This window comes from Cyanobium sp. NIES-981, assembly GCF_900088535.1.
Lineage (GTDB): Bacteria > Cyanobacteriota > Cyanobacteriia > PCC-6307 > Cyanobiaceae > NIES-981.
This window is the reverse complement of the sequence record NZ_LT578417.1, coordinates 1,095,083-1,111,907: the sequence shown is the minus strand read 5'-3', so window position 1 is coordinate 1,111,907 and position 16,825 is coordinate 1,095,083. Positions and strand designations below refer to the sequence as shown.

General features: G+C 69.9%; 15 protein-coding genes and 1 tRNA gene. 8 read left to right on the top strand and 8 right to left on the bottom strand.

What is annotated here, in order from left to right; translation table 11 throughout:
* Nucleotides 1–37: 37 nt before the first annotated feature.
* Both zwf and CBM981_RS05595 read right to left on the bottom strand, forming a co-directional pair.
* Nucleotides 38–1,561 (bottom strand): glucose-6-phosphate dehydrogenase, encoded by a 1,524-nt coding sequence (gene zwf / locus CBM981_RS05600; RefSeq protein ID WP_087067614.1) that lies wholly within the window; start codon nt 1,559–1,561, stop codon nt 38–40.
* Nucleotides 1,562–1,699: 138 nt separating this feature from the next.
* Nucleotides 1,700–2,872 (bottom strand): phycobilisome linker polypeptide, encoded by a 1,173-nt coding sequence (locus tag CBM981_RS05595; RefSeq protein ID WP_087069223.1) that lies wholly within the window; start codon nt 2,870–2,872, stop codon nt 1,700–1,702.
* A 190-nt stretch (nt 2,873–3,062) separates the two neighbouring features.
* Here CBM981_RS05595 and CBM981_RS05590 point away from each other — a divergent pair, with 190 nt between their 5' ends.
* Nucleotides 3,063–3,581, top strand: coding sequence for an SRPBCC family protein (locus tag CBM981_RS05590; protein WP_172820830.1), 519 nt, complete (start codon nt 3,063–3,065; stop codon nt 3,579–3,581).
* 225 nt (nt 3,582–3,806) lie between these two features.
* Here CBM981_RS05590 and CBM981_RS05585 read toward each other — a convergent pair.
* Together CBM981_RS05585 and CBM981_RS05580 are read right to left on the bottom strand one after the other, a co-directional pair.
* Nucleotides 3,807–3,879 (bottom strand) — tRNA-Glu (locus tag CBM981_RS05585).
* A 61-nt stretch (nt 3,880–3,940) separates the two neighbouring features.
* Complete coding sequence (locus CBM981_RS05580; RefSeq protein ID WP_087067612.1) at nt 3,941–5,098, bottom strand: histidine kinase; 1,158 nt, start codon at nt 5,096–5,098, stop codon at nt 3,941–3,943.
* A gap of 128 nt (nt 5,099–5,226) precedes the next feature.
* Here CBM981_RS05580 and CBM981_RS05575 point away from each other — a divergent pair, with 128 nt between their 5' ends.
* The 3 genes from CBM981_RS05575 to pepN all read left to right on the top strand — a co-directional run bounded on the left by CBM981_RS05575 (nt 5,227) and on the right by pepN (nt 9,080).
* Nucleotides 5,227–5,766 (top strand): hypothetical protein, encoded by a 540-nt coding sequence (locus tag CBM981_RS05575; RefSeq protein WP_087067611.1) that lies wholly within the window; start codon nt 5,227–5,229, stop codon nt 5,764–5,766.
* 92 nt (nt 5,767–5,858) lie between these two features.
* Nucleotides 5,859–6,290 (top strand): cAMP phosphodiesterase, encoded by a 432-nt coding sequence (locus CBM981_RS05570; protein ID WP_225867549.1) that lies wholly within the window; start codon nt 5,859–5,861, stop codon nt 6,288–6,290.
* A gap of 66 nt (nt 6,291–6,356) precedes the next feature.
* Complete coding sequence (pepN, locus tag CBM981_RS05565; RefSeq protein ID WP_087067610.1) at nt 6,357–9,080, top strand: aminopeptidase N; 2,724 nt, start codon at nt 6,357–6,359, stop codon at nt 9,078–9,080.
* Here the strand turns inward: pepN and CBM981_RS05560 are convergent.
* Together CBM981_RS05560 and CBM981_RS05555 are read right to left on the bottom strand one after the other, a co-directional pair.
* Entirely contained in the window at nt 9,061–10,353 is a 1,293-nt protein-coding gene (locus CBM981_RS05560) for a glycoside hydrolase family 10 protein (protein ID WP_087067609.1), read from the bottom strand. The genes pepN and CBM981_RS05560 overlap by 20 nt on opposite strands.
* Nucleotides 10,308–11,315 (bottom strand): ribose-phosphate pyrophosphokinase, encoded by a 1,008-nt coding sequence (locus CBM981_RS05555; RefSeq protein ID WP_087067608.1) that lies wholly within the window; start codon nt 11,313–11,315, stop codon nt 10,308–10,310. The genes CBM981_RS05560 and CBM981_RS05555 overlap by 46 nt, the downstream gene beginning before the upstream one ends.
* Before the next feature lie 69 nt (nt 11,316–11,384).
* Here CBM981_RS05555 and CBM981_RS05550 point away from each other — a divergent pair, with 69 nt between their 5' ends.
* On the top strand, nt 11,385–11,963 hold the full coding sequence (locus CBM981_RS05550; protein ID WP_157665343.1) for a hypothetical protein: 579 nt from the start codon (nt 11,385–11,387) through the stop codon (nt 11,961–11,963).
* Here CBM981_RS05550 and CBM981_RS05545 read toward each other — a convergent pair.
* The gene (locus CBM981_RS05545) at nt 11,960–12,895 is read right to left on the bottom strand and encodes an LCP family protein (RefSeq protein WP_157665342.1); all 936 of its coding nucleotides are present in this window, start codon (nt 12,893–12,895) and stop codon (nt 11,960–11,962) included. The two genes, CBM981_RS05550 and CBM981_RS05545, sit on opposite strands and share 4 nt — an antisense overlap.
* On the opposite strand from CBM981_RS05545, the gene CBM981_RS15230 reads away from it, so the two are divergent.
* The 3 genes from CBM981_RS15230 to malQ all read left to right on the top strand — a co-directional run bounded on the left by CBM981_RS15230 (nt 12,894) and on the right by malQ (nt 15,923).
* Nucleotides 12,894–13,109 carry a hypothetical protein gene (locus CBM981_RS15230; protein WP_157665341.1) on the top strand — a complete coding sequence of 72 codons (216 nt, stop codon included), beginning with the start codon at nt 12,894–12,896 and terminating at the stop codon, nt 13,107–13,109. The two genes, CBM981_RS05545 and CBM981_RS15230, sit on opposite strands and share 2 nt — an antisense overlap.
* A 121-nt stretch (nt 13,110–13,230) precedes the next feature.
* Nucleotides 13,231–14,391, top strand: a complete 1,161-nt coding sequence (locus tag CBM981_RS05540) for a Coenzyme F420 hydrogenase/dehydrogenase, beta subunit C-terminal domain (protein WP_172820932.1) — start codon at nt 13,231–13,233, stop codon at nt 14,389–14,391.
* The gene (malQ, locus tag CBM981_RS05535; RefSeq protein ID WP_087067604.1) at nt 14,388–15,923 is read left to right on the top strand and encodes a 4-alpha-glucanotransferase; all 1,536 of its coding nucleotides are present in this window, start codon (nt 14,388–14,390) and stop codon (nt 15,921–15,923) included. The genes CBM981_RS05540 and malQ overlap by 4 nt, the downstream gene beginning before the upstream one ends.
* On the opposite strand, the gene CBM981_RS05530 is transcribed toward malQ, so the two are convergent.
* On the bottom strand, nt 15,911–16,729 hold the full coding sequence (locus CBM981_RS05530) for a helix-turn-helix transcriptional regulator (RefSeq protein ID WP_172820829.1): 819 nt from the start codon (nt 16,727–16,729) through the stop codon (nt 15,911–15,913). The two genes, malQ and CBM981_RS05530, sit on opposite strands and share 13 nt — an antisense overlap.
* Between the last annotated feature and the right edge of the window lie 96 nt (nt 16,730–16,825).

Here is a 16,825-nt window from a genome sequence, read left to right as displayed (position 1 = left end):
GGCAGGGTGGGGAATGGGCAGGATCAGGCGATGGGGCTCAGGGGCGCCGCCACACCAGGTCGTCTTCGGCCAGCAGGTTGTCGGCGGCGGCGGGGCCCCAGGTGCGGGCTTCGTAGGGGTGCACCGGCAGCTGCCAGGGCGATTCCTCCAGCACCTCCAGCAGCGGCGTGTAGAGCCGCCAGGCCGCTTCCACTTCGTCGCTGCGGGTGTAGAGGGTGGGTTCCCCCAGCATGGCGTCGGCCAGCAGCCGCACGTAGCCCTCATCGCTGGGTTCGCCGAAGGAGTCGTCGTAGCTGAAGGCCATGTCCACCGGGCGGCTGCGCATGCCGGAACCGGGGGCCTTCACCTCGAACTTGATCTCCGCCCCCTCATCGGGCTGGATGCGCAGGATCAGCTGGTTGGGCGTCGGGGCCCCTGCGGCCGCATCGAACAGGTGCACCGGCGCCTCCCGGAAGGTGAGCACCACCTCGGAGAGGCGCTTGGGCAGCCGCTTGCCGGTGCGCAGGTAGAACGGCACCCCCTGCCAGCGCCAGTTGTTGATGAACAGCTTCATCGCCACGTAGGTCTCGGTGGTGCTGTTGGGGTTCACCCCCGGCTCCTCCCGGTAGCCGGTGATGGGGCTGTTCCTGCTGCCGCCGGGGCTGTACTGCCCCCGCACACAGCATTTCCAGGGTTCACCGGGGTTGGCCAGCTGGGCCGCCTGCAGCACCTTGGCCTTCTCGTTGCGGATGGCCTCGGCGTCGAAGCGGCCGGGCGGCTCCATGGTGGTGAGGGCCAGCATCTGGGTGAGGTGGTTCTGCACCATGTCCCGCAGGGCGCCGGAGGTTTCGTAGTAGCCGGCCCGCTCCTCCACCCCCACGGTTTCTGCCGCCGTGATCTGCACGTTGGCGATGTAGTTGCGGTTCCAGATCGGCTCGAAGATGGTGTTGGCGAAGCGCAGCACCAGGATGTTCTGGACCGTTTCCTTGCCGAGGTAGTGGTCGATCCGGAAGATCTGCTTCTCCTTGGCGCAGCCCAGCACCACCCGGTTGAGTTCCTGGGCGCTGGCGTAGTCGGTGCCGAAGGGCTTCTCGATCACCACCCGGCTGCGCTCCGGGTCGCTGAGCAGGCCGGCCGCGGCCAGGGAGCGGGTGCCGCTGCCGTAGAAGGCCGGCGACACCGAGAGGTAGAAGGTGCGGTTGCCGCGGGTGGCGCGGGCCCGGTCGATGTCATCGAGCCGCTCGCCCAGCGTCACGATCGTGGCGGGGTTGGAGAGGTCGGCGGGTTCGTAGAACAGCCCGGCGGAGAACTGCTCCCAGGCCTGGGGATCGGCGGCGATGGCGTCGGCCAGGGAGGCGGCCATGCGGGAGCGGAACTCCTCATCGCTCCAGGGCCGCCGGGCACAGCCCAGCACGGCGAACTCGCTGGGCAGACGGCGCTGGCGGTGCAGTTCGAACAGGGCCGGCACCAGCTTGCGGTGGGTGAGGTCGCCGCTGGCACCGAAGATCACGATGATCTGCGGCGGAATCACCCGTTCCTGGCGGAGGCCCACCCGCAACGGGTTGGTGAGAACGGCGGCCATGGGGCTCAGGCTGATCCCTCTGGTTTAACGGCGCCGGCGGGCTTTCCCATGCCCCCGGTGGCTTTGTGACCGTCTGTGTGTGCGAACACGAAAAAAGCCCGCCGGTTGGCGGGCCTGGAGTTCCGGACTGGGGATCGGTCAGTAGGTCTCGACGTGCCAGCGGTCGGCCTTCTTGAGCTGGGGCCGCAGCTCGCTCCAGTCGATGCCCTTGGCGGCGGCGGCGGCGGTCATCGCCTCGTCGATGCCGGGTTCCATGCCCCGCAGACCGCACATGTACACGTGGGTCTTGGGATCTTCGATCATCGTGAAGATCTCCTCGGCGTTCTCCAGCACCCGGTCCTGAATGTACATGCGGCCGCCCTTGGCGTTCTTCTGCTCGCGGCTGATCGCCTTGGTGTAGCGGAAGTTGTCGGGGAACTGGCTCTGGTAGTGCTCGAAGTCGGCGTCGTACAGCAGATTCGGGGTGGTGGGCACGCCCATGATGAGCCAGGCCTTGCCGCGGAAGGTCCAGCCGTTCGTCTCGCGCTCGGCGGGCTCGAACATGCGGCGCAGGTAGGCCCGCATCGGGGCGATGCCGGTGCCGGTGGCCAGCATGATCACGTTGGCCTCCTCATCGTCGGGCAGGAGCATCTCCTTGCCCACCGGGCCGGTGATCTTCACCTTGGCGCCGGGTTCGATGTCGCACAGGAAGGTGGAGCACACGCCGTTGATGGTCTCGCCGTCCTTCTCGTACTGGAGCTGCCGCACGCACAGCGACACGGTGTGGCCGCCCATGTTGTCGCCGTGACGGGTGCTGGCGATCGAATAGAGGCGGAGCTTGTGGGGCTTGCCGTTGGCGTCGGTGCCATCCGGAATGATGCCGATGCTCTGGCCCTCCACGTAGTGGAGCTGGGGATCACCACCGGCCAGGTCGAAGGTGATGTGATTCACCCGGCCGATCGCCCCCTCGGCCAGCAGGCTGTAGTTCTCGGTGACGGTTCCGACGAACGGATCCTTGGGCTTGTAGAGGTTGACCGGAACGGCGGCGTGGGACACGGCGGCTGGTTTCGATGGAGCGGTGGGGGCTGGGGCCGGAGCGGCCTGGGCTGGGGACTGCGCGGGGGCGGGAGCTTCCGGCAGAGACCCGGCGACCTCCACGGACGTGATGCGACCGCCCTGGCGGGCGATGGTCTGCATCGTGCTCTGGAGCTGGGCGAAGGGAACGGTGAAGCGACGCTCAGCCTGACGTTGGCGGCCGATCCCGAAGGCTTCGACCACCACAGTGACCATGCGGCTGTCGGACTGAGAAGCGCTGCCCGTTGAAACACGCATGATGGCTGGGTCCCTGGCAAAAATCCGGCTGATCATAGGAAACACACCAAGTCGTCGATCGCCGCCGAATCCGCTTAGGTTTGTGCCCCAGCACACACAGCACCCGTTGGCGCAGCTCCTTGCAACGTCCTTCGTTGCCCAGGCCCCGTCTGCTGAGACCCGTCCCACTGAGACCAGCCCCTCCGTGCCGATGACCGCGCTCAACGGCAGTTGCAGTCTCGACACCATCCAGCAGGAGATGGAGCGGCTGGAGCAGGGAGCCCGGCGGCTGGCCGTGCAGCTGCGGCTGCCCCTCGAGCCCGACTGGCTCTGGGGCGTGCTCACCGACTACGCCAATCTCAGCCGCTTCATCCCCAACCTGGCCAGCTCCCGTCAGCTGTGGCGCCGCGGCAACCGGGTGTGCCTGGAGCAGGTGGGCACCCAGCAGTTCTGCGGCATGCGCTTCACCGCCACGGTGGAGCTGGAACTGGAGGAAGACCGGGAGGCCGGTGAACTGCGCTTCACGATGAACCGGGGCGATTTTCGCCGCTTCGAGGGGGTGTGGCGCATCGGGCACGACACCGGCGTGAGCAGCCTGCTCTACGAACTGATCGTGCAGGGCCGGCCGGGCATGCCGATCGGTCTGATCGAGCAGCGGCTGCGCACCGACCTGGCCAACAACCTCCGGGGAGTGCAGATGGAGGCGATGCGCCGGGCCGGGCTGGTCTGAGGTCGCCAGCAGACCAGGGCGTGCCCTGCGAGCATGGCGCGCAACCTGCTGCCGAAGCCGACCCTGCTGCCGAAACCTCGTGCTGATACGGAGATCGCCAGACCGGTGATCCACGGGCCTGGAATGCCCAGTGCGGCGATGGAGAGGCTCCAAACCTGCCGGGTCCGGTCAGAGCACCGGCTTCAGCTGATCGCTTTCATCAGGTCTTTTTCAGCTGGTTGTCGATACCCCCAAGGGGATTCGAACCCCTGTCGCCTCCGTGAAAGGGAGGTGTCCTAGGCCTCTAGACGATGGGGGCGAGGCCACAGCAGGACAGGCGTCAGAACTGGGTTCTGGGCCTTTCGGCTGATGCAAGGAAACTACGGGCCAGGGTGACCCTTCGTCAAGGCGGACTGACCCTGGCCGGTCCACACCGGCACGGTCACGTGGAAGCAGGCCCCCTCGCCTGGCTCGGACACCACCCAGATCCGCCCGCCGTGCACCTCGGCGATCCGGCGGCACACGGACAGTCCCACGCCGTAGCCGGAGGTGGTGTCGGCTGTCTGGGGCAGGCGCACCCGGTCCATGAAGATCTGCTGCTGCTGCCCGGCCGGGATCCCGGGCCCGCTGTCCCCCACGCTCAGCTGCACCCACTGGTCGGTGCGGTGCAGCAGGGTGAGGCTCACCTCTCCACCCTCGGGGGTGTACTTGAAGGCGTTCTCCAGCAGGTTGAGCAGCACCTGGTGCAGACGGCGCTCGTCGCCGTACACATCCGGCAGATCGGCGGGAATGTCGGTGATCAGCCGCAGGGAGCGGCCCACCCAGAGTTTCTCCAGCTCCAGGATCGCCTCGGCGGCCAGCTTGCCGAGGCTGAGGCGCTTGGGATTGAACAGGGCCTCCCAGCGGGTGGTGCCCACCTCCAGCAGGTCCTTGGAGAGCTCCTCGATGTCGTCGAGGCGGCGGCGCACCACCTCCTGGTAGCGGCGCTCGTCGATTTGCCCGAGGCGGTGGCTCTGCAGGGCGAGCTTGGCGGCGGTGAGCGGCGTGCGCAGCTCGTGGGCCACCATGCGCAGCAGCCGCTCCTGCACGCCGATCCGCTCGATCAGGGCCTCGTTCTCCTGGCGCAGCACCAGCAGCTGGTCCTCCAGCTGCAGTTCCCGTCTGGAGTGGTTGGCCTCCATGTCGATGGTCTCGGCCTGGATGCCCAGGGCATTCACCACGGCGAGCTGCTGCCAGCGCGGCAGCCAGTTCTGGAGCCGCTGGCTGAGGGGATTGCCGGCGAACACCTGCTTGGGAGCGGGGGCGAGCTTCACCAGGGCGGGCGTCGCCAGCAGGCGGTGCAGCTCCAGCAGCTCAGGCTGCCGCCGTGGATCGGCCACCTCCAGGCTCACCTCGAAGCCGAGATCCTCCCGTCTGAGCAGCTGCAGCAGGGTGCGGAGGTCCTGTCCTGCCAGTTGCTGGCGCGTCGCCACAAGAAGCAGGTGTAGAACCTGGCGCTCACCGTCGGGAGCGCTCGTTGGTGAAAGGCTCTGGCTCACGCGGCAAGGTTATGGGGTCTGGGCAGTTCTGGCCCGACGTGGCTATGAGAAAGGAGTGTCTCCTGCCCGGGCATCCCAGCCTGTGATGGATCAGCCGCACCGATCCCCGTCACGGGCCCCTCGATCCCATGTCCACTGCTGTCCCCAGCCGTATCCAGCTCGACAGCAACCTGCGCCGCTGGTTTGCCCGCAATCTGGGTCTGTGGCGTTCGCGGCGTCTCTACTTCTTCGCTGATGGCGAGGCCCTGCGGGTCGACATGATGCTGCGGGTGGAAGCCTTCTCCGAGCCGATCGAGGGCGAAGCCGTCTACCGCTTCACCTGGTGGCCGGATCAGGAGTTCGACTTCTTCGCGCGCAAGCCCGGTTTCGTGCCCAGCGGCACGATGGACGCCTACCTCTGCGGTCACCAGTTGCAGTGCAGCTGCGGTTACCTCGGCGGCAATCTCGGTGGCAGCCCCACCAAGAGCCAGATCCGCCAGGTGGACGAGCACGAACTGATCTTCGAATCCCACGACCAGGAGTGGGACATCCTGGAGCACATCCGGCTGGTGGATCAGGACCGCTACCGCGCCCGATCGATCTATTCCTGGAAGGATGGGGAGCTGGAGCTGGCCGAAACCCACCATGAGCTGCGGGTGGAGGCAGCCGGTGAGGTCCTCCGCGGCTGAGTCTGGGCCGCGGCAGTGCAGCATGGAGACCTGCTCGGGGTGACGTGGCTGTGCGATCCAGATCCTGTTCCTGGTGGCTGGCCTCCCTGCTGGTGCTTCCCCTGCTAGGCGCCAGCCTGCCGGCGCAGGCGGCCAGCCCCGCCACCAGCCCTGCCACCGAGGCCGACATGGCCCTCTATTCCCGCATCGCGGCGGTGAATGTGTGCATCTCCCGGGCCGCCGGCATCGCCTTCGACACGGCGGTGGCGGTGGCCGGTGAAACCATGGCCCAGGTGATCCAGCACCAGAACGGTGGCGTGATCGCGCAGGTGGGCCGGGAGCCCCTGAACCTCGACGATCTGCGCAAGGGCTCGATCAACTCCGCCGTGCTCGGTGCCGCCGAGGTGTGCCCCAAGGACGTGCCCGCCGATGTGATGAAGGATGTGCAGGCCGCCCTGCAGCGCTCGGGCGGGGCCGAGGCGATTCCGCCCCCGCCCAGGCCCGGAACCAGTCAACGGACCCCCGCGGTCCCGCCCCGCCGCTGAAGCCCCCGGGGCCGGGTCCTCCCTGCTCCAGCCTCCCCCTGCCCTCCTCGCCACCCCCCTTTCGCCATGCCCACGGTGCGTCTTGCCGACTACCGCCCGGCGGCCTGTCTGATCAGCCGCACCGACCTGACGGTGCGGCTCTTCGACGACCATGCCGAGGTGGAGACGCAACTGGCCTTCGAGCCCAATCCGGCGGCGTCTCCCGGACCGCTGGAGCTCAGGGGGCTGGAGCTCACCCTGCTGGAGCTGCGTCTCGATGGCGAGGTGCTCTCCCCGGACGCCTATCGCCTCAGCGATGACGGCCTGGTGATCCCAGCCCCGCCCCGGCGTCCGTTTCTGCTCCAGAGCCGGGTGCGGATCCACCCCCACACCAACACCACCCTGGAGGGGCTCTACGAGAGCGGCGGGATGCTCACCACCCAGTGCGAGGCCGAGGGGTTTCGCCGCATCACCTTCCACCCCGACCGGCCCGACCTGCTGAGCCGCTTCCGGGTGCGGATCGAGGCCGATCAGGACACCTTGCCGGTGCTCCTCTCCAACGGCAACTGCGTGGACACCGGCCTGCTGCCCCAGCAGGCCGGGGCCCGACGGCGCCACTACGCCGTCTGGGACGACCCCTTCCCCAAGCCCTCCTACCTCTTCGCCCTGGTGGCCGGCCGGCTCGAGGAGGTGCAGGACACGTTCACCACCGCCAGCGGTCGCCGGGTGCGGCTGCGCCTGCACGTGGAGCCCGGCGATGCGCCGTACACGGCCCATGCCATGGCGTCGCTGCAGCGGGCCATGCGCTGGGATGAACAGCGCTATGGCCTCGAATACGACCTCGATGAGTTCAACATCGTGGCGGTGCGCCATTTCAACATGGGCGCGATGGAGAACAAGAGCCTCAACATCTTCAATTCCAAGCTCGTGCTCGCTGATGCCGAGACAGCCACCGATGCCGAGCTCGAGCGGATCGAAAGCGTGGTGGCCCATGAATACTTCCACAATTGGACCGGCAACCGCATCACCTGCCGCGACTGGTTCCAGCTCTCCCTCAAAGAGGGGCTCACGGTATTCAGGGATCAGAGTTTCAGCGCCGATCTCCATGGCGCGTCGCTCAACCGGATCGAGAATGTGGCGCTGCTGCGCAACACCCAGTTCCGTGAGGATGCCGGCCCCACGGCCCACCCCGTGCAGCCTGAGGCCTACCAGGCCATCGATAACTTCTACACCACCACCATCTACGAAAAGGGGTCCGAGCTGATCCGCATGCTCCATACCCTGCTCGGTGAGGACACCTTCATGCAGGGCATGGCCCTGTACGTGCGCCGCCACGACGGCAGCGCCGCCACCTGCGACGACTTCGTGCAGGCCATGGAGGATGCCGCCCAGGCGGCCTGGACCCGGGACGCGGTGGTGCCTGCCCCCTTCGACTTTGGCCAGTTCCGCCGCTGGTACCACCAGGCCGGCACCCCCGTGCTGCGGATCCACCGCCACTGGGACGGGGCCGCCGGCGTACTGGAGCTCTCTGTGGAGCAGCACACCCCGCCCACCCCGGGGCAGCCCCACAAGCAGCCCCTGGTGATTCCCCTGGGGCTCGGGCTGATCGATCAGGCCGGCCAGGCCCTGCCCGTGCGGCTGGAGGGGGAGGAGTCCGGGGCGGCCGGGGCGGCCGAGCGGAACAGGGCCTGGGGAGCGGGGACGCGGCTGCTGGTGGTCGACCAGCCGCAGCAGCGCCTGCGGCTGGTGGGGCTGCCCCGCCAGGCCCATCCCCCGGCGCTCTCCCTGCTGCGGCAGTTCTCGGCGCCTGTGAAGCTGGCGATGGGGCGCCCCACGGCGGAGCTGGTGCATCTGCTGGCCCATGACAGCGAAGCCTTCGCCCGCTGGGATGCGGCCCAGGTGCTGCTGCGCCAGGCGGTGCAGGCCCGGGCCTCCGGCCGTGGCGATCCGGCTCTGGAGGAGGCCCTCATCGACGCCTTCGGCCGCATCCTGGCGGATCCCCTGCTGTCGGAGGGCAGTCGCGCCGCGCTGCTCGCCCTGCCGGGCCTGGCGGAACTGGAGGATGCCGGCGAGGAGCCCGACCCCCCGGCCCTGTTCGCCGCCCAGCTGGCCCTGCAGCGCCGCTTCGGCGAGGCCCTGGCCGAGCCGCTGCAGGCCTGCCTGGAGCGCTGCCGCCCCGCCTGGACCCTGGCCTGGCCCGAGGGCAGCGGCGCGCGCCGGCTCACGGGCACGGTCTGGGCCTGGCGCGCTGCCGCCGGTGATGCCGCCGTGATTCAGGCGGCCCGCGATGCCGTGGATGGCCCCTCGATGACCCTCGCCCGGGCCGGCCTGCGGGCCCTGCAGTGCCTGCCCATCCCCGCCCGCCAGGAGGCGGTGGACGCCTTCTATCAGCGCTGGCAGGAGAGGCCGGTGATCCTCGATGCCTGGTTCGCGCTGGAGGCCTCGGCCCCCTTCCCCGACGGGCTGGAGCGGGTGGAGCGCCTGCTCCAGCATCCCCGCTTCGATCCCGCCGCCCCCAACTCGGTGCGCGCCGTGCTGGGCGGTCTGGCCGGCAATCCGCCGGTGTTTCACGCGGCCGATGGCGGCGGATACCGCTTCATGGCCGAGCAGATCGCCGGCCTCGATCGCCGCAACCCGATCACGGCCTCCCGCATGGCCAAGGTGTTCAGCCGCTGGCAGAGCTATGGCCCCGAGCGGCGCGAGCGGATGCGCCAGGCACTGGCCGCCCTGGCCTCCGAGGCTCTCTCCACCAACACCCGCGAGGTGGTGGAGCAGTGCCTCGGCTCCGACCTCAGCGCCGCGGCGGGTTGACCTCCTGGTGCAGGCGGCGGAAGGCGGCCTTGCGGGCGGCCCCGCCTTCCGGGCCGGCGTGTTCGCCCCAGAGACCCTCCCAGTAGAAATAGATCACGCCGTGGCCGCGGCTGGTGGCCAGCTTCACCTTCTCGCGAAGGGTGTCCATGGCCGGGGTGCGGCCCCCGAAGCCCGCCAGGATGCCGATCTCCACCGGCATGCCCCACGCCTTCGCCTTCACCAGGGCCGGCTGGTCGAGATCCTTGGCGAACCCCTTCACCGAGTAGGCGTAGTTCTGCACGATCAGATCGTCCACGAGCTCCCCCACCGACCACAGCTCCCAGTCCTGCAACCAGTGGTTGTAGGCGAAGCGGAACGGCCCCGGCGAGAGGCTGATCACCCGCTCCGGGCGCCGGGTACCCCCGGGGCGGATGCGCTGGTTGCGCTCCGCATCGAGCTGCCGCAGGCGCTGCCGCAGGTCCCGCAGCAGGCTGGTGAGCTTCTGGCGGCGCCACTTCATCCAGTAGCGATCGGTGTGGTTGGCAGGGGGTTCGCGGCCGGTTTCGGCGCGGTAGAGCTGGCGGGTGTAGGGGTCGTAGCCCAGCTCCACCGGCCAGGCGAAGTGGTCGTCCAGCTGGATGCCATCCACGTCGCAGCGCTTCACCACCTCCTCCACCAGCCCGATGAAGCGGGCCCGCACCTCCGGATGGGCGGGGTTCAGCCAGGCCATCGTGGTGCCGTGCATGGGGTAGGCGGTGCTGCCGTCGCGGCGCTGCAGCACCCACTCGGGCTTCTCGCGCACGACGGCGGCGCTGCCCGGCTCCATGAGCCCGTATTCGAACCAGGGGATCACCTCCAGGCCGCGGCGCTGGGCGCTGCGGGTGAGGCGGCAGATCGGATCGAGGTTGGGATCGGCCTTGATCAGGGCCGGCTCCATCGGGGCGTGCCGGGAGCGGTGGAAGGTGGTGCCGCGGCTCCACACGTTGGGATAGAGGGTGGTGAAGCCGCTGGCGGCCAGTTCGGCCACCGCCGTTTCGATGCGCCGGGGGTCGTAGTACAGCGGGCTCGGGCTGTTGGTGAGCCACACGCCGATGCGGCGGGGCTGGGGCTGGCGCGGGCGTGCCGACACCAGGCCGGGCAGGCTCACCGCGGCGGCCAGCAGCAGATTGAGGCTGAGCGGCAGGAGCGCCTTGAGCCGGCTGAAGCGTTTCAGAGGCGGTGGTGCCCCAGGGTTCCGCCGATCCGCCGTCAGCGGAACATCGAACTGACGGAGCTCTCTTCGTGGATCCGCCAAATCGCCTCTCCCAGCATGTTGGCTACCGATAGCACCCGCAGCTGGGGGAAGCGGCGATCCTCCGCCAACGGGATGCTGTTGGTCACCACGATCTCCTCGAACAGGCCGGGCTCGGAGAGCCGCTCGGTGGCCGGAGGCGAGAACACGGCGTGGGTGGCACAGCACAGCACCCGGGCGGCCCCGTTGCGGCGCAGCAGCCGCGCTCCCTGGCAGATCGTGCCGCCGGTGTCGATCATGTCGTCGATCAGGATGGCGGTCTTGCCGGCCACATCCCCGATCACCGTGAGGCTTTCCGCCACATTGTGGGCGGCTCGGCGCTTGTCGATGATCGCCAGGGGGGCATCGTGCATCTGCTTGGCGAAGGCGCGGGCCCGCGCCACGCCACCCACGTCGGGGGACACCACCACCACTTCGCCCAGGTCGCGGGTCTGGAGGTAGTCCACCAGCACCGGCGATCCGTAGATGTGGTCACAGGGGATGTCGAAGTAGCCCTGGATCTGGGAGGAGTGCAGGTCCATGGCCAGCACCCGGTCCACCCCGCTCATGGTGAGCAGGTTGGCCACCAGCTTGGCGGTGATCGATTCGCGCCCGGCGGTCTTGCGGTCGGCCCGGGCGTAGCCGTAGTAGGGGATCACGGCGGTGACCTGCCGGGCCGAAGCCCGCTTGCAGGCATCCACCATGATCAGCAGCTCCATCAGGTGATCGTTCACCGGGGCGCAGGTGGGCTGCACCAGAAACACGTCACAGCCGCGGATCGATTCCTGGATCTGGATGTAGGTCTCGCCGTCGGCGAAGCGCTTGATCACCCGTGGACCATCCGGCACGCCCAGATAGGCACCGATCTCGCGGGCCAGCTCCTGGTTGGACGTGCCGCTGAACAGCCGCAGGCGGCGGGTGTCGTGGGGCGTTTCCGACGCTGCGCGCTCCTGAGCCAGCCGATCAGCGGTGAGGAAACTGGTCACGGCGAGCGCAGACGCGTCGGCTGGTCTCTGATGGTAGAAGCGAGCCCGCCATCTGGAATGCAAACAACCATGACGCTTTCCGGAGTGCTGCCGGCCAGCCTGGTGCTGCTGGCAGCCGGCCCGAGCGAGCCCCAGGGGCAGCTGCTGGAGGAAGCGGGGCCAGCCCTGGCCGCGGCCCTGGGGCTGGCCCTGGCGCCCGCTCTGGATCCCGCCGATCCGCCGCAGCAGCTGTCGGCCCTGCACCGGCGCTCCCGTTCCCCCGGAGCGCCGCCCCGGCTGGTGCCGCTGCCGATCGACCCCGGCCGGACCCTGGACGAAGGCAGCTGCTGGGCCGAGGCGTTGGGGGCCTGGCGGCAGCCGGCGCTGCTGCTGCTGAGCGCCGATCAGCAGCGGAGCGGTCTGCCCGCGGCGATGACCGCCCTGCTGCGCCAGGCGGCCGTGCCGCTGGTGGGCCTGGTGCAGTGGGGCCTGCCCTGGCAGGCCGCGCTGCGGCGGCGCGATGGCCTGCCCTGGCTGGGAGCCCTTCCCACGGCCATCCCCGCCGATCCCGGCGCCGCCGAGGCGTGTGAGGAGCTGGTGCGCGCCCTGCCGGGGGCGTTGCGTCTCGGCTGTGCCCAGGTGAGGGCCGCGGGTTGGCAGGAGCCCTAGGAGCCTGGCTTGGCCGCTGGGGTGGGCTCGGGCCAGAGGGGGCTGGGGGCTGATTTGGCCAGCTCCCGCAGGTTGGCGCCGTCGGCGCTCCCCGGCGTGGACTTCGCGTTCGGCGCTGCCGTCCCGCCCTTGCGCGGGGGTTCCAGCGGCGCCACCGCGAACACCACGGTCTGGTCGGGCCCGAGAACCGCGGCCATCAGGCTGAGCACCTCGGTGGGGGTGAGGTTGCTCTCCACCTGCCCGCGCAGCTTTTGCACCAGGGGGGGGAGCGTCTCCACGCGGCTGCTGATGCTGAGTTCATTGAGCAGGCTGCGGATCACGGCTTCCTGGTTGGCCAGGCGGCTTTCCAGGGGCCTGGCAGGGTTGCGGTAGCGCAGCAGCTGCTCCACCTGGGCGCCTTTGAGACGCTGCAGGCCGCTCTGGATGTTGATCGTCAGCCCCTGCCGCTGGTCGCGGTACTGCATGGTGGCGTTGGGATTCACCTCCAACGACCCCAGCTCGTCCACGAGGGTGCGCAGGGCGCTGCGGCTCAGCACCAGGTACCGGTGGGGCTCCTGCCGCGGCAGGCCCACCAGTTCCCGGGCCGCATCGGCCGTCAGGGCGGCCCCCCCGACCCTGTAGAGGCTGCCGAGCGACTGAAGCCCGCCGCTTCCGGGCAGTTTCACCGCCAGGCTGGTCGGGAGGGTCAGCACCTGCAGGGGGCCGCCCGGATTGATGCGCAGCAGCAGCAGCGCATCGGCATTGGCCGGTCCAGGGGGAGCTGCCTTGTTGGTGGCAGCCTTGAGCTGATCCGCGTCCACCCCGATCACCAGCACGGTGACGGGCCGGTTGGGGGGTTTGGCCAGGTCGCTGACGGACCGCACCCCCTGGTTCTCCAGGACGGCGTCGGGCTTGGGCCAGAGCAGGGCCAGCAGGCTGAGGCCGCCCGCCATGCCTGCTGCCGCCAGCCCAAGCCTGAGCCACACCCTGGCGTTCGAGCTTCTGCTCCTGATCCGCCGTGCCGGCGCTGCTGTGCTGCCGGCCTTCCCGGTGCTGCCGGCCGAGCCGGTGCTGCCGGCCTTGCCGGTGCTGCCGGTGGAGGGTGACGCGGGGCGGGGTGGCATCGGGATCGCTGGGCGCCCGTTCGTGACAGGTCCACCACTTTGACCCACCCCCCGATGGGCGGCACCCGATAGGTTGTGAACCAGTGATTGGCCTTCCCTTGCCGGCCGCCCCCACCCCACCCCCTGCCGGCCAGGCCAGGGCCCCCCACGAGCGCGCGCGCCCTCTGGCCAAGGGGAGCACCTATCCCGCCAAGGACCTCTGCAGCCAGTGCGGCCTCTGCGACAGCCGCTGGGTGGCCTATGTGAGGCAGAGCTGTGCCTTTCTGAACCAGCGCTTCGAGGCCATGGAGGCTGCCGCCCACGGCCGCAGCCGCGATCTCGACAACGAGGACGAGCTCTACTTCGGCGTGCAGCAGCGGATGGTCACGGCCCGGCTGCGCCGGCCGCTCGAGGGCGCCCAGTGGACGGGCATCGTGAGCCGCATCGGTGTGCGGGCCCTCGAGACCGGACTGGTGGATGCCGTGCTCTGCGTGGGACAGAGCGAGCACGACCGCTTCACCCCGGTGCCCCGGCTGGCGCGCACCCCCCAGGAGGTGCTGGAGGCCCGGGTGAACAAGCCCACCCTCTCCCCCAACCTCGAGGTGCTGGAACAGCTGCCGGGCAGCGGCATCCGCCGGCTGCTGGCGATCGGCGTGGGCTGCCAGATCCAGGCCCTGCGGGCCGTGCAGCCCACCCTTCCCCTCGACGCCCTCTATGTGCTCGGCCTCCCCTGTGTGGACAACGTGTCCCGGGCCGGACTGCAGACCTTTCTCGAGAGCACGGTGAGCTCGCCGGGGACGGTGGTGCACTACGAGTTCATGCAGGACTTCCGCATCCACTTCCGCCACAGCGACGGACGCACCGAGACGGTGCCCTTCTTCGGTCTGGACACGCCCAAGCTCAAGGACGTCTTCGCCCCCAGCTGCCTCAGCTGCTTCGACTACACCAATGCCGGAGCCGACCTGGTGGTGGGCTACATGGGGGCCGAGTTCGGCCGGCAGTGGATCACCGTGCGCAACCCGCTGGGCCAGCAGCTGCTCGAGCTGGTGGAGCCCGAGCTGGATCTGGCTCCCGTGACCAGCCGCGGCGACCGCCGGGCGGCGGTGCAGCAGGGCATCGAGGCCTATGACAAGGCCGTGAGGCTGCCCCGCTGGCTGGCGGAGCTGATCGGCCTGGTCGTGCAGCGTTTCGGACCGAAGGGGCTGGAGTACGGCCGCTTCTCGATCGATTCCCACTTCACCCGCAATGCCCTCTGGGTGCGCCGCCACCATCCCGAGAAAGCCGAGGCCCACATCCCGGCCTTCGCCAGCAAGATCGTGAGCCGCTACCGGCTGCCCTCCGCGTGAACCACCCCCACGCGCCCGCCCGGCGTCGCTGCGGCGTGCTGCTCCACCCCACGGCCCTGCCCGGTCCTGGACCCTGCGGCACCTTCGGTGCGGCCGCCCGCGACTGGATCGACCTGCTGGCCAGGCACCGGATCGGGCTCTGGCAGCTCCTGCCCCTGGCGCCCACCGACAGCACCGGCTCCCCCTACAGCTCTCCGAGTGGATCGGCCCTCAACCCCTGGCTGCTGGATGGGGATCTGCTGGAGCAGGAGGGGTTTCTCCGTTCCGAAGACCTTCAGGCCCTGCCGGTGCCCGAGTCCACCGAGCAGGTGGATCTGGAGCTGATGCCCCGGCGCGCCGCCGCCCTGGCCGCGGCGCTGGCCCGTCGCTGGCCGGACCAGTCCGCCGCCAGCCACGCCGCCTTCGCGGCCTGGTCGCGGCGGCAGCGCTCCTGGCTGCCCGACCATTGCCGCTACATGGTGCTGCGGGACCAGGAGGGCGGCCGGCCCTGGTGGCAGTGGCCCCGGTCCCTGGCGCTGCGCGATCGCGCCTGCCTGCGGCAGCTCGATCGCACCATGGCGGGGCCGCTGCTGGAACAGGCGCTGCTGCAGTGGCAGCTGCAGCGCCAGTGGGAGGCCCTGCGGGCCCAGGCCCACCGCTGCGATGTGGACCTGGTGGGCGACCTGCCGTTCTATGTGGCCCACGACAGCACCGATGTGTGGTGCCATCCCGAGCTCTTCTCCCTGAACCGTGACGGCTCCCTGGTGGAGCAGAGCGGTGTGCCGCCCGATTACTTCTCCGCCACCGGCCAGCTGTGGGGCACGCCGGTGTACCGCTGGTCCCGCCACCTGCGCAGCGGCTTTCGCTGGTGGCTGGCCCGCCTGGGCCGTCAGTTCGAGCTCTTCGATCGGCTGCGGCTCGACCATTTCAGGGCCCTGCAGGCCTACTGGAGTGTGCCGGGAGGGGACGACACGGCGCAGAACGGACGCTGGTGCCCGTCCCCGGGAACCCTCCTGCTGGGCCTGCTCTGGATCCGATGCCGCCTCAAGGGACAACTCCGCGATGGGCGCCTGCCGCTGATCGCCGAGGACCTCGGTGTGATCACCCCTGCCGTGGAGGCCCTGCGCGACCGCTTCGCCCTGCCCGGCATGAAGATTCTTCAGTTCGCCTTCAACGGCGACGACGACAATCCCTACCTCCCGGCCAACATCCAGGGCCCCCGCTGGGTGGTGTACACCGGCACCCATGACAACGCCACCACCACCGGCTGGTGGCAGGGCCTGGGCGACGAGGAGCGGCGGCGGGTGGAGCAGGTGCTCGGCGTGACGATCACGTCCCCGGCCTGGCAGCTGCTGGAGGCGGCGCTGGCCACTGAGGCCGAGCTGGCCGTGGCCCCGGTGCAGGATCTGCTCGAACGCGACGACAGCGCCCGCTTCAACACACCTGGCACCAGCTCCGGCAACTGGACCTGGCGCCTCACCGATCCGATCGCCAGCCTCGATGGTCCGATCAAGGGTCTGGGTGAGATGGCCCGCCACCATCAGCGCTGCTGAGAGTCCGGCGCCCTGAAGCTGCCCGGCTCGCCGGCTGTGGCAGCCAGGGGCTGTCCCCGCCATCGCACGGCCCCCGCCCGGGTGGGTGCAGGGGTGATGCGCAGGGTCCAGGGTTGGGTGAGGCTGAACTCCAGGCGGCCGCCGCTGCTGCGGAACCTGGTGCTCTCGCCATTGCCGCTCTCCAGATTCACCGTGGCTGGGCCAGCCAGCTCGAGCACCAGGTCCCCCTGCTGCTGGGGTGCCGGGGCCCGGTTGCTGCCAGGATCCTGGCGCCGCAGCAGTTTGAGGCCTTGCCCCTGGGCCGCCACCTGCAGCGGCCGCAGGTCCGGTGCGATGGCAAGCAGGGACTGGCCCGCTCCCGTGCGGCGTTTCTGCTCTTCCGGGGGAAGCGGTGCCACCGGGCGCTGCGTCAGCAGGCCCTCCTGGGCGAGGCGCTGCTGCTGCAGGTTCAGGCCGTAGATCAGCCCGAGGGTGAGCAGCCCGTAGAGCACCGTTCCCTGCCAGGTGGTGAACACATCGATCGAGCCGGGTGTGAAGCGGCTCAAGAGCCCCTGGCGCTGGCGACCCGGTGAGGGCGTGGCCGTCACCGGCAGCACCACCTCGAGGCTGCCGGGATCCAGCTCGAGGTGGCGCTCGATCAGGGGCAGCATGGTGCGCAGGTAGGTGGCCTCCGGCAGCCGGTCACGCCAGCCCCGCTCCAGCGCCTCGAGCACCGGCGTGCTGATGCGGGTTTCCAGGGCCAGCTGCCGCAGCGTGAGGTGGCGCTCCTCGCGGCGCTGGCGCAGCTGGCGTCCGGCCGCGACCAACGGGTCGACCGCGACGGTGTCGCTGTTCGGAGGCTGGCGACCGCGGCCCCAGCGCCAGAACCGGCCGAAGCGAGCACGCGGGGGGGCAGGGGGGCG

What these genes read in the sequence shown, in the direction of transcription:
- zwf (WP_087067614.1), bottom strand. Translation starts at nt 1,561, where the DNA reads ATGGCCGCCGTTCTCACCAACCCGTTGCGGGTGGGCCTCCGCCAGGAA.
- CBM981_RS05595 (WP_087069223.1), bottom strand. Translation starts at nt 2,872, where the DNA reads ATGCGTGTTTCAACGGGCAGCGCTTCTCAGTCCGACAGCCGCATGGTC.
- CBM981_RS05590 (WP_172820830.1), top strand. Translation starts at nt 3,063, where the DNA reads ATGACCGCGCTCAACGGCAGTTGCAGTCTCGACACCATCCAGCAGGAG.
- CBM981_RS05575 (WP_087067611.1), top strand. Translation starts at nt 5,227, where the DNA reads ATGTCCACTGCTGTCCCCAGCCGTATCCAGCTCGACAGCAACCTGCGC.
- pepN (WP_087067610.1), top strand. Translation starts at nt 6,357, where the DNA reads ATGCCCACGGTGCGTCTTGCCGACTACCGCCCGGCGGCCTGTCTGATC.
- CBM981_RS05550 (WP_157665343.1), top strand. Translation starts at nt 11,385, where the DNA reads ATGACGCTTTCCGGAGTGCTGCCGGCCAGCCTGGTGCTGCTGGCAGCC.
- CBM981_RS15230 (WP_157665341.1), top strand. Translation starts at nt 12,894, where the DNA reads ATGCCTGCTGCCGCCAGCCCAAGCCTGAGCCACACCCTGGCGTTCGAG.
- CBM981_RS05545 (WP_157665342.1), bottom strand. Translation starts at nt 12,895, where the DNA reads ATGGCGGGCGGCCTCAGCCTGCTGGCCCTGCTCTGGCCCAAGCCCGAC.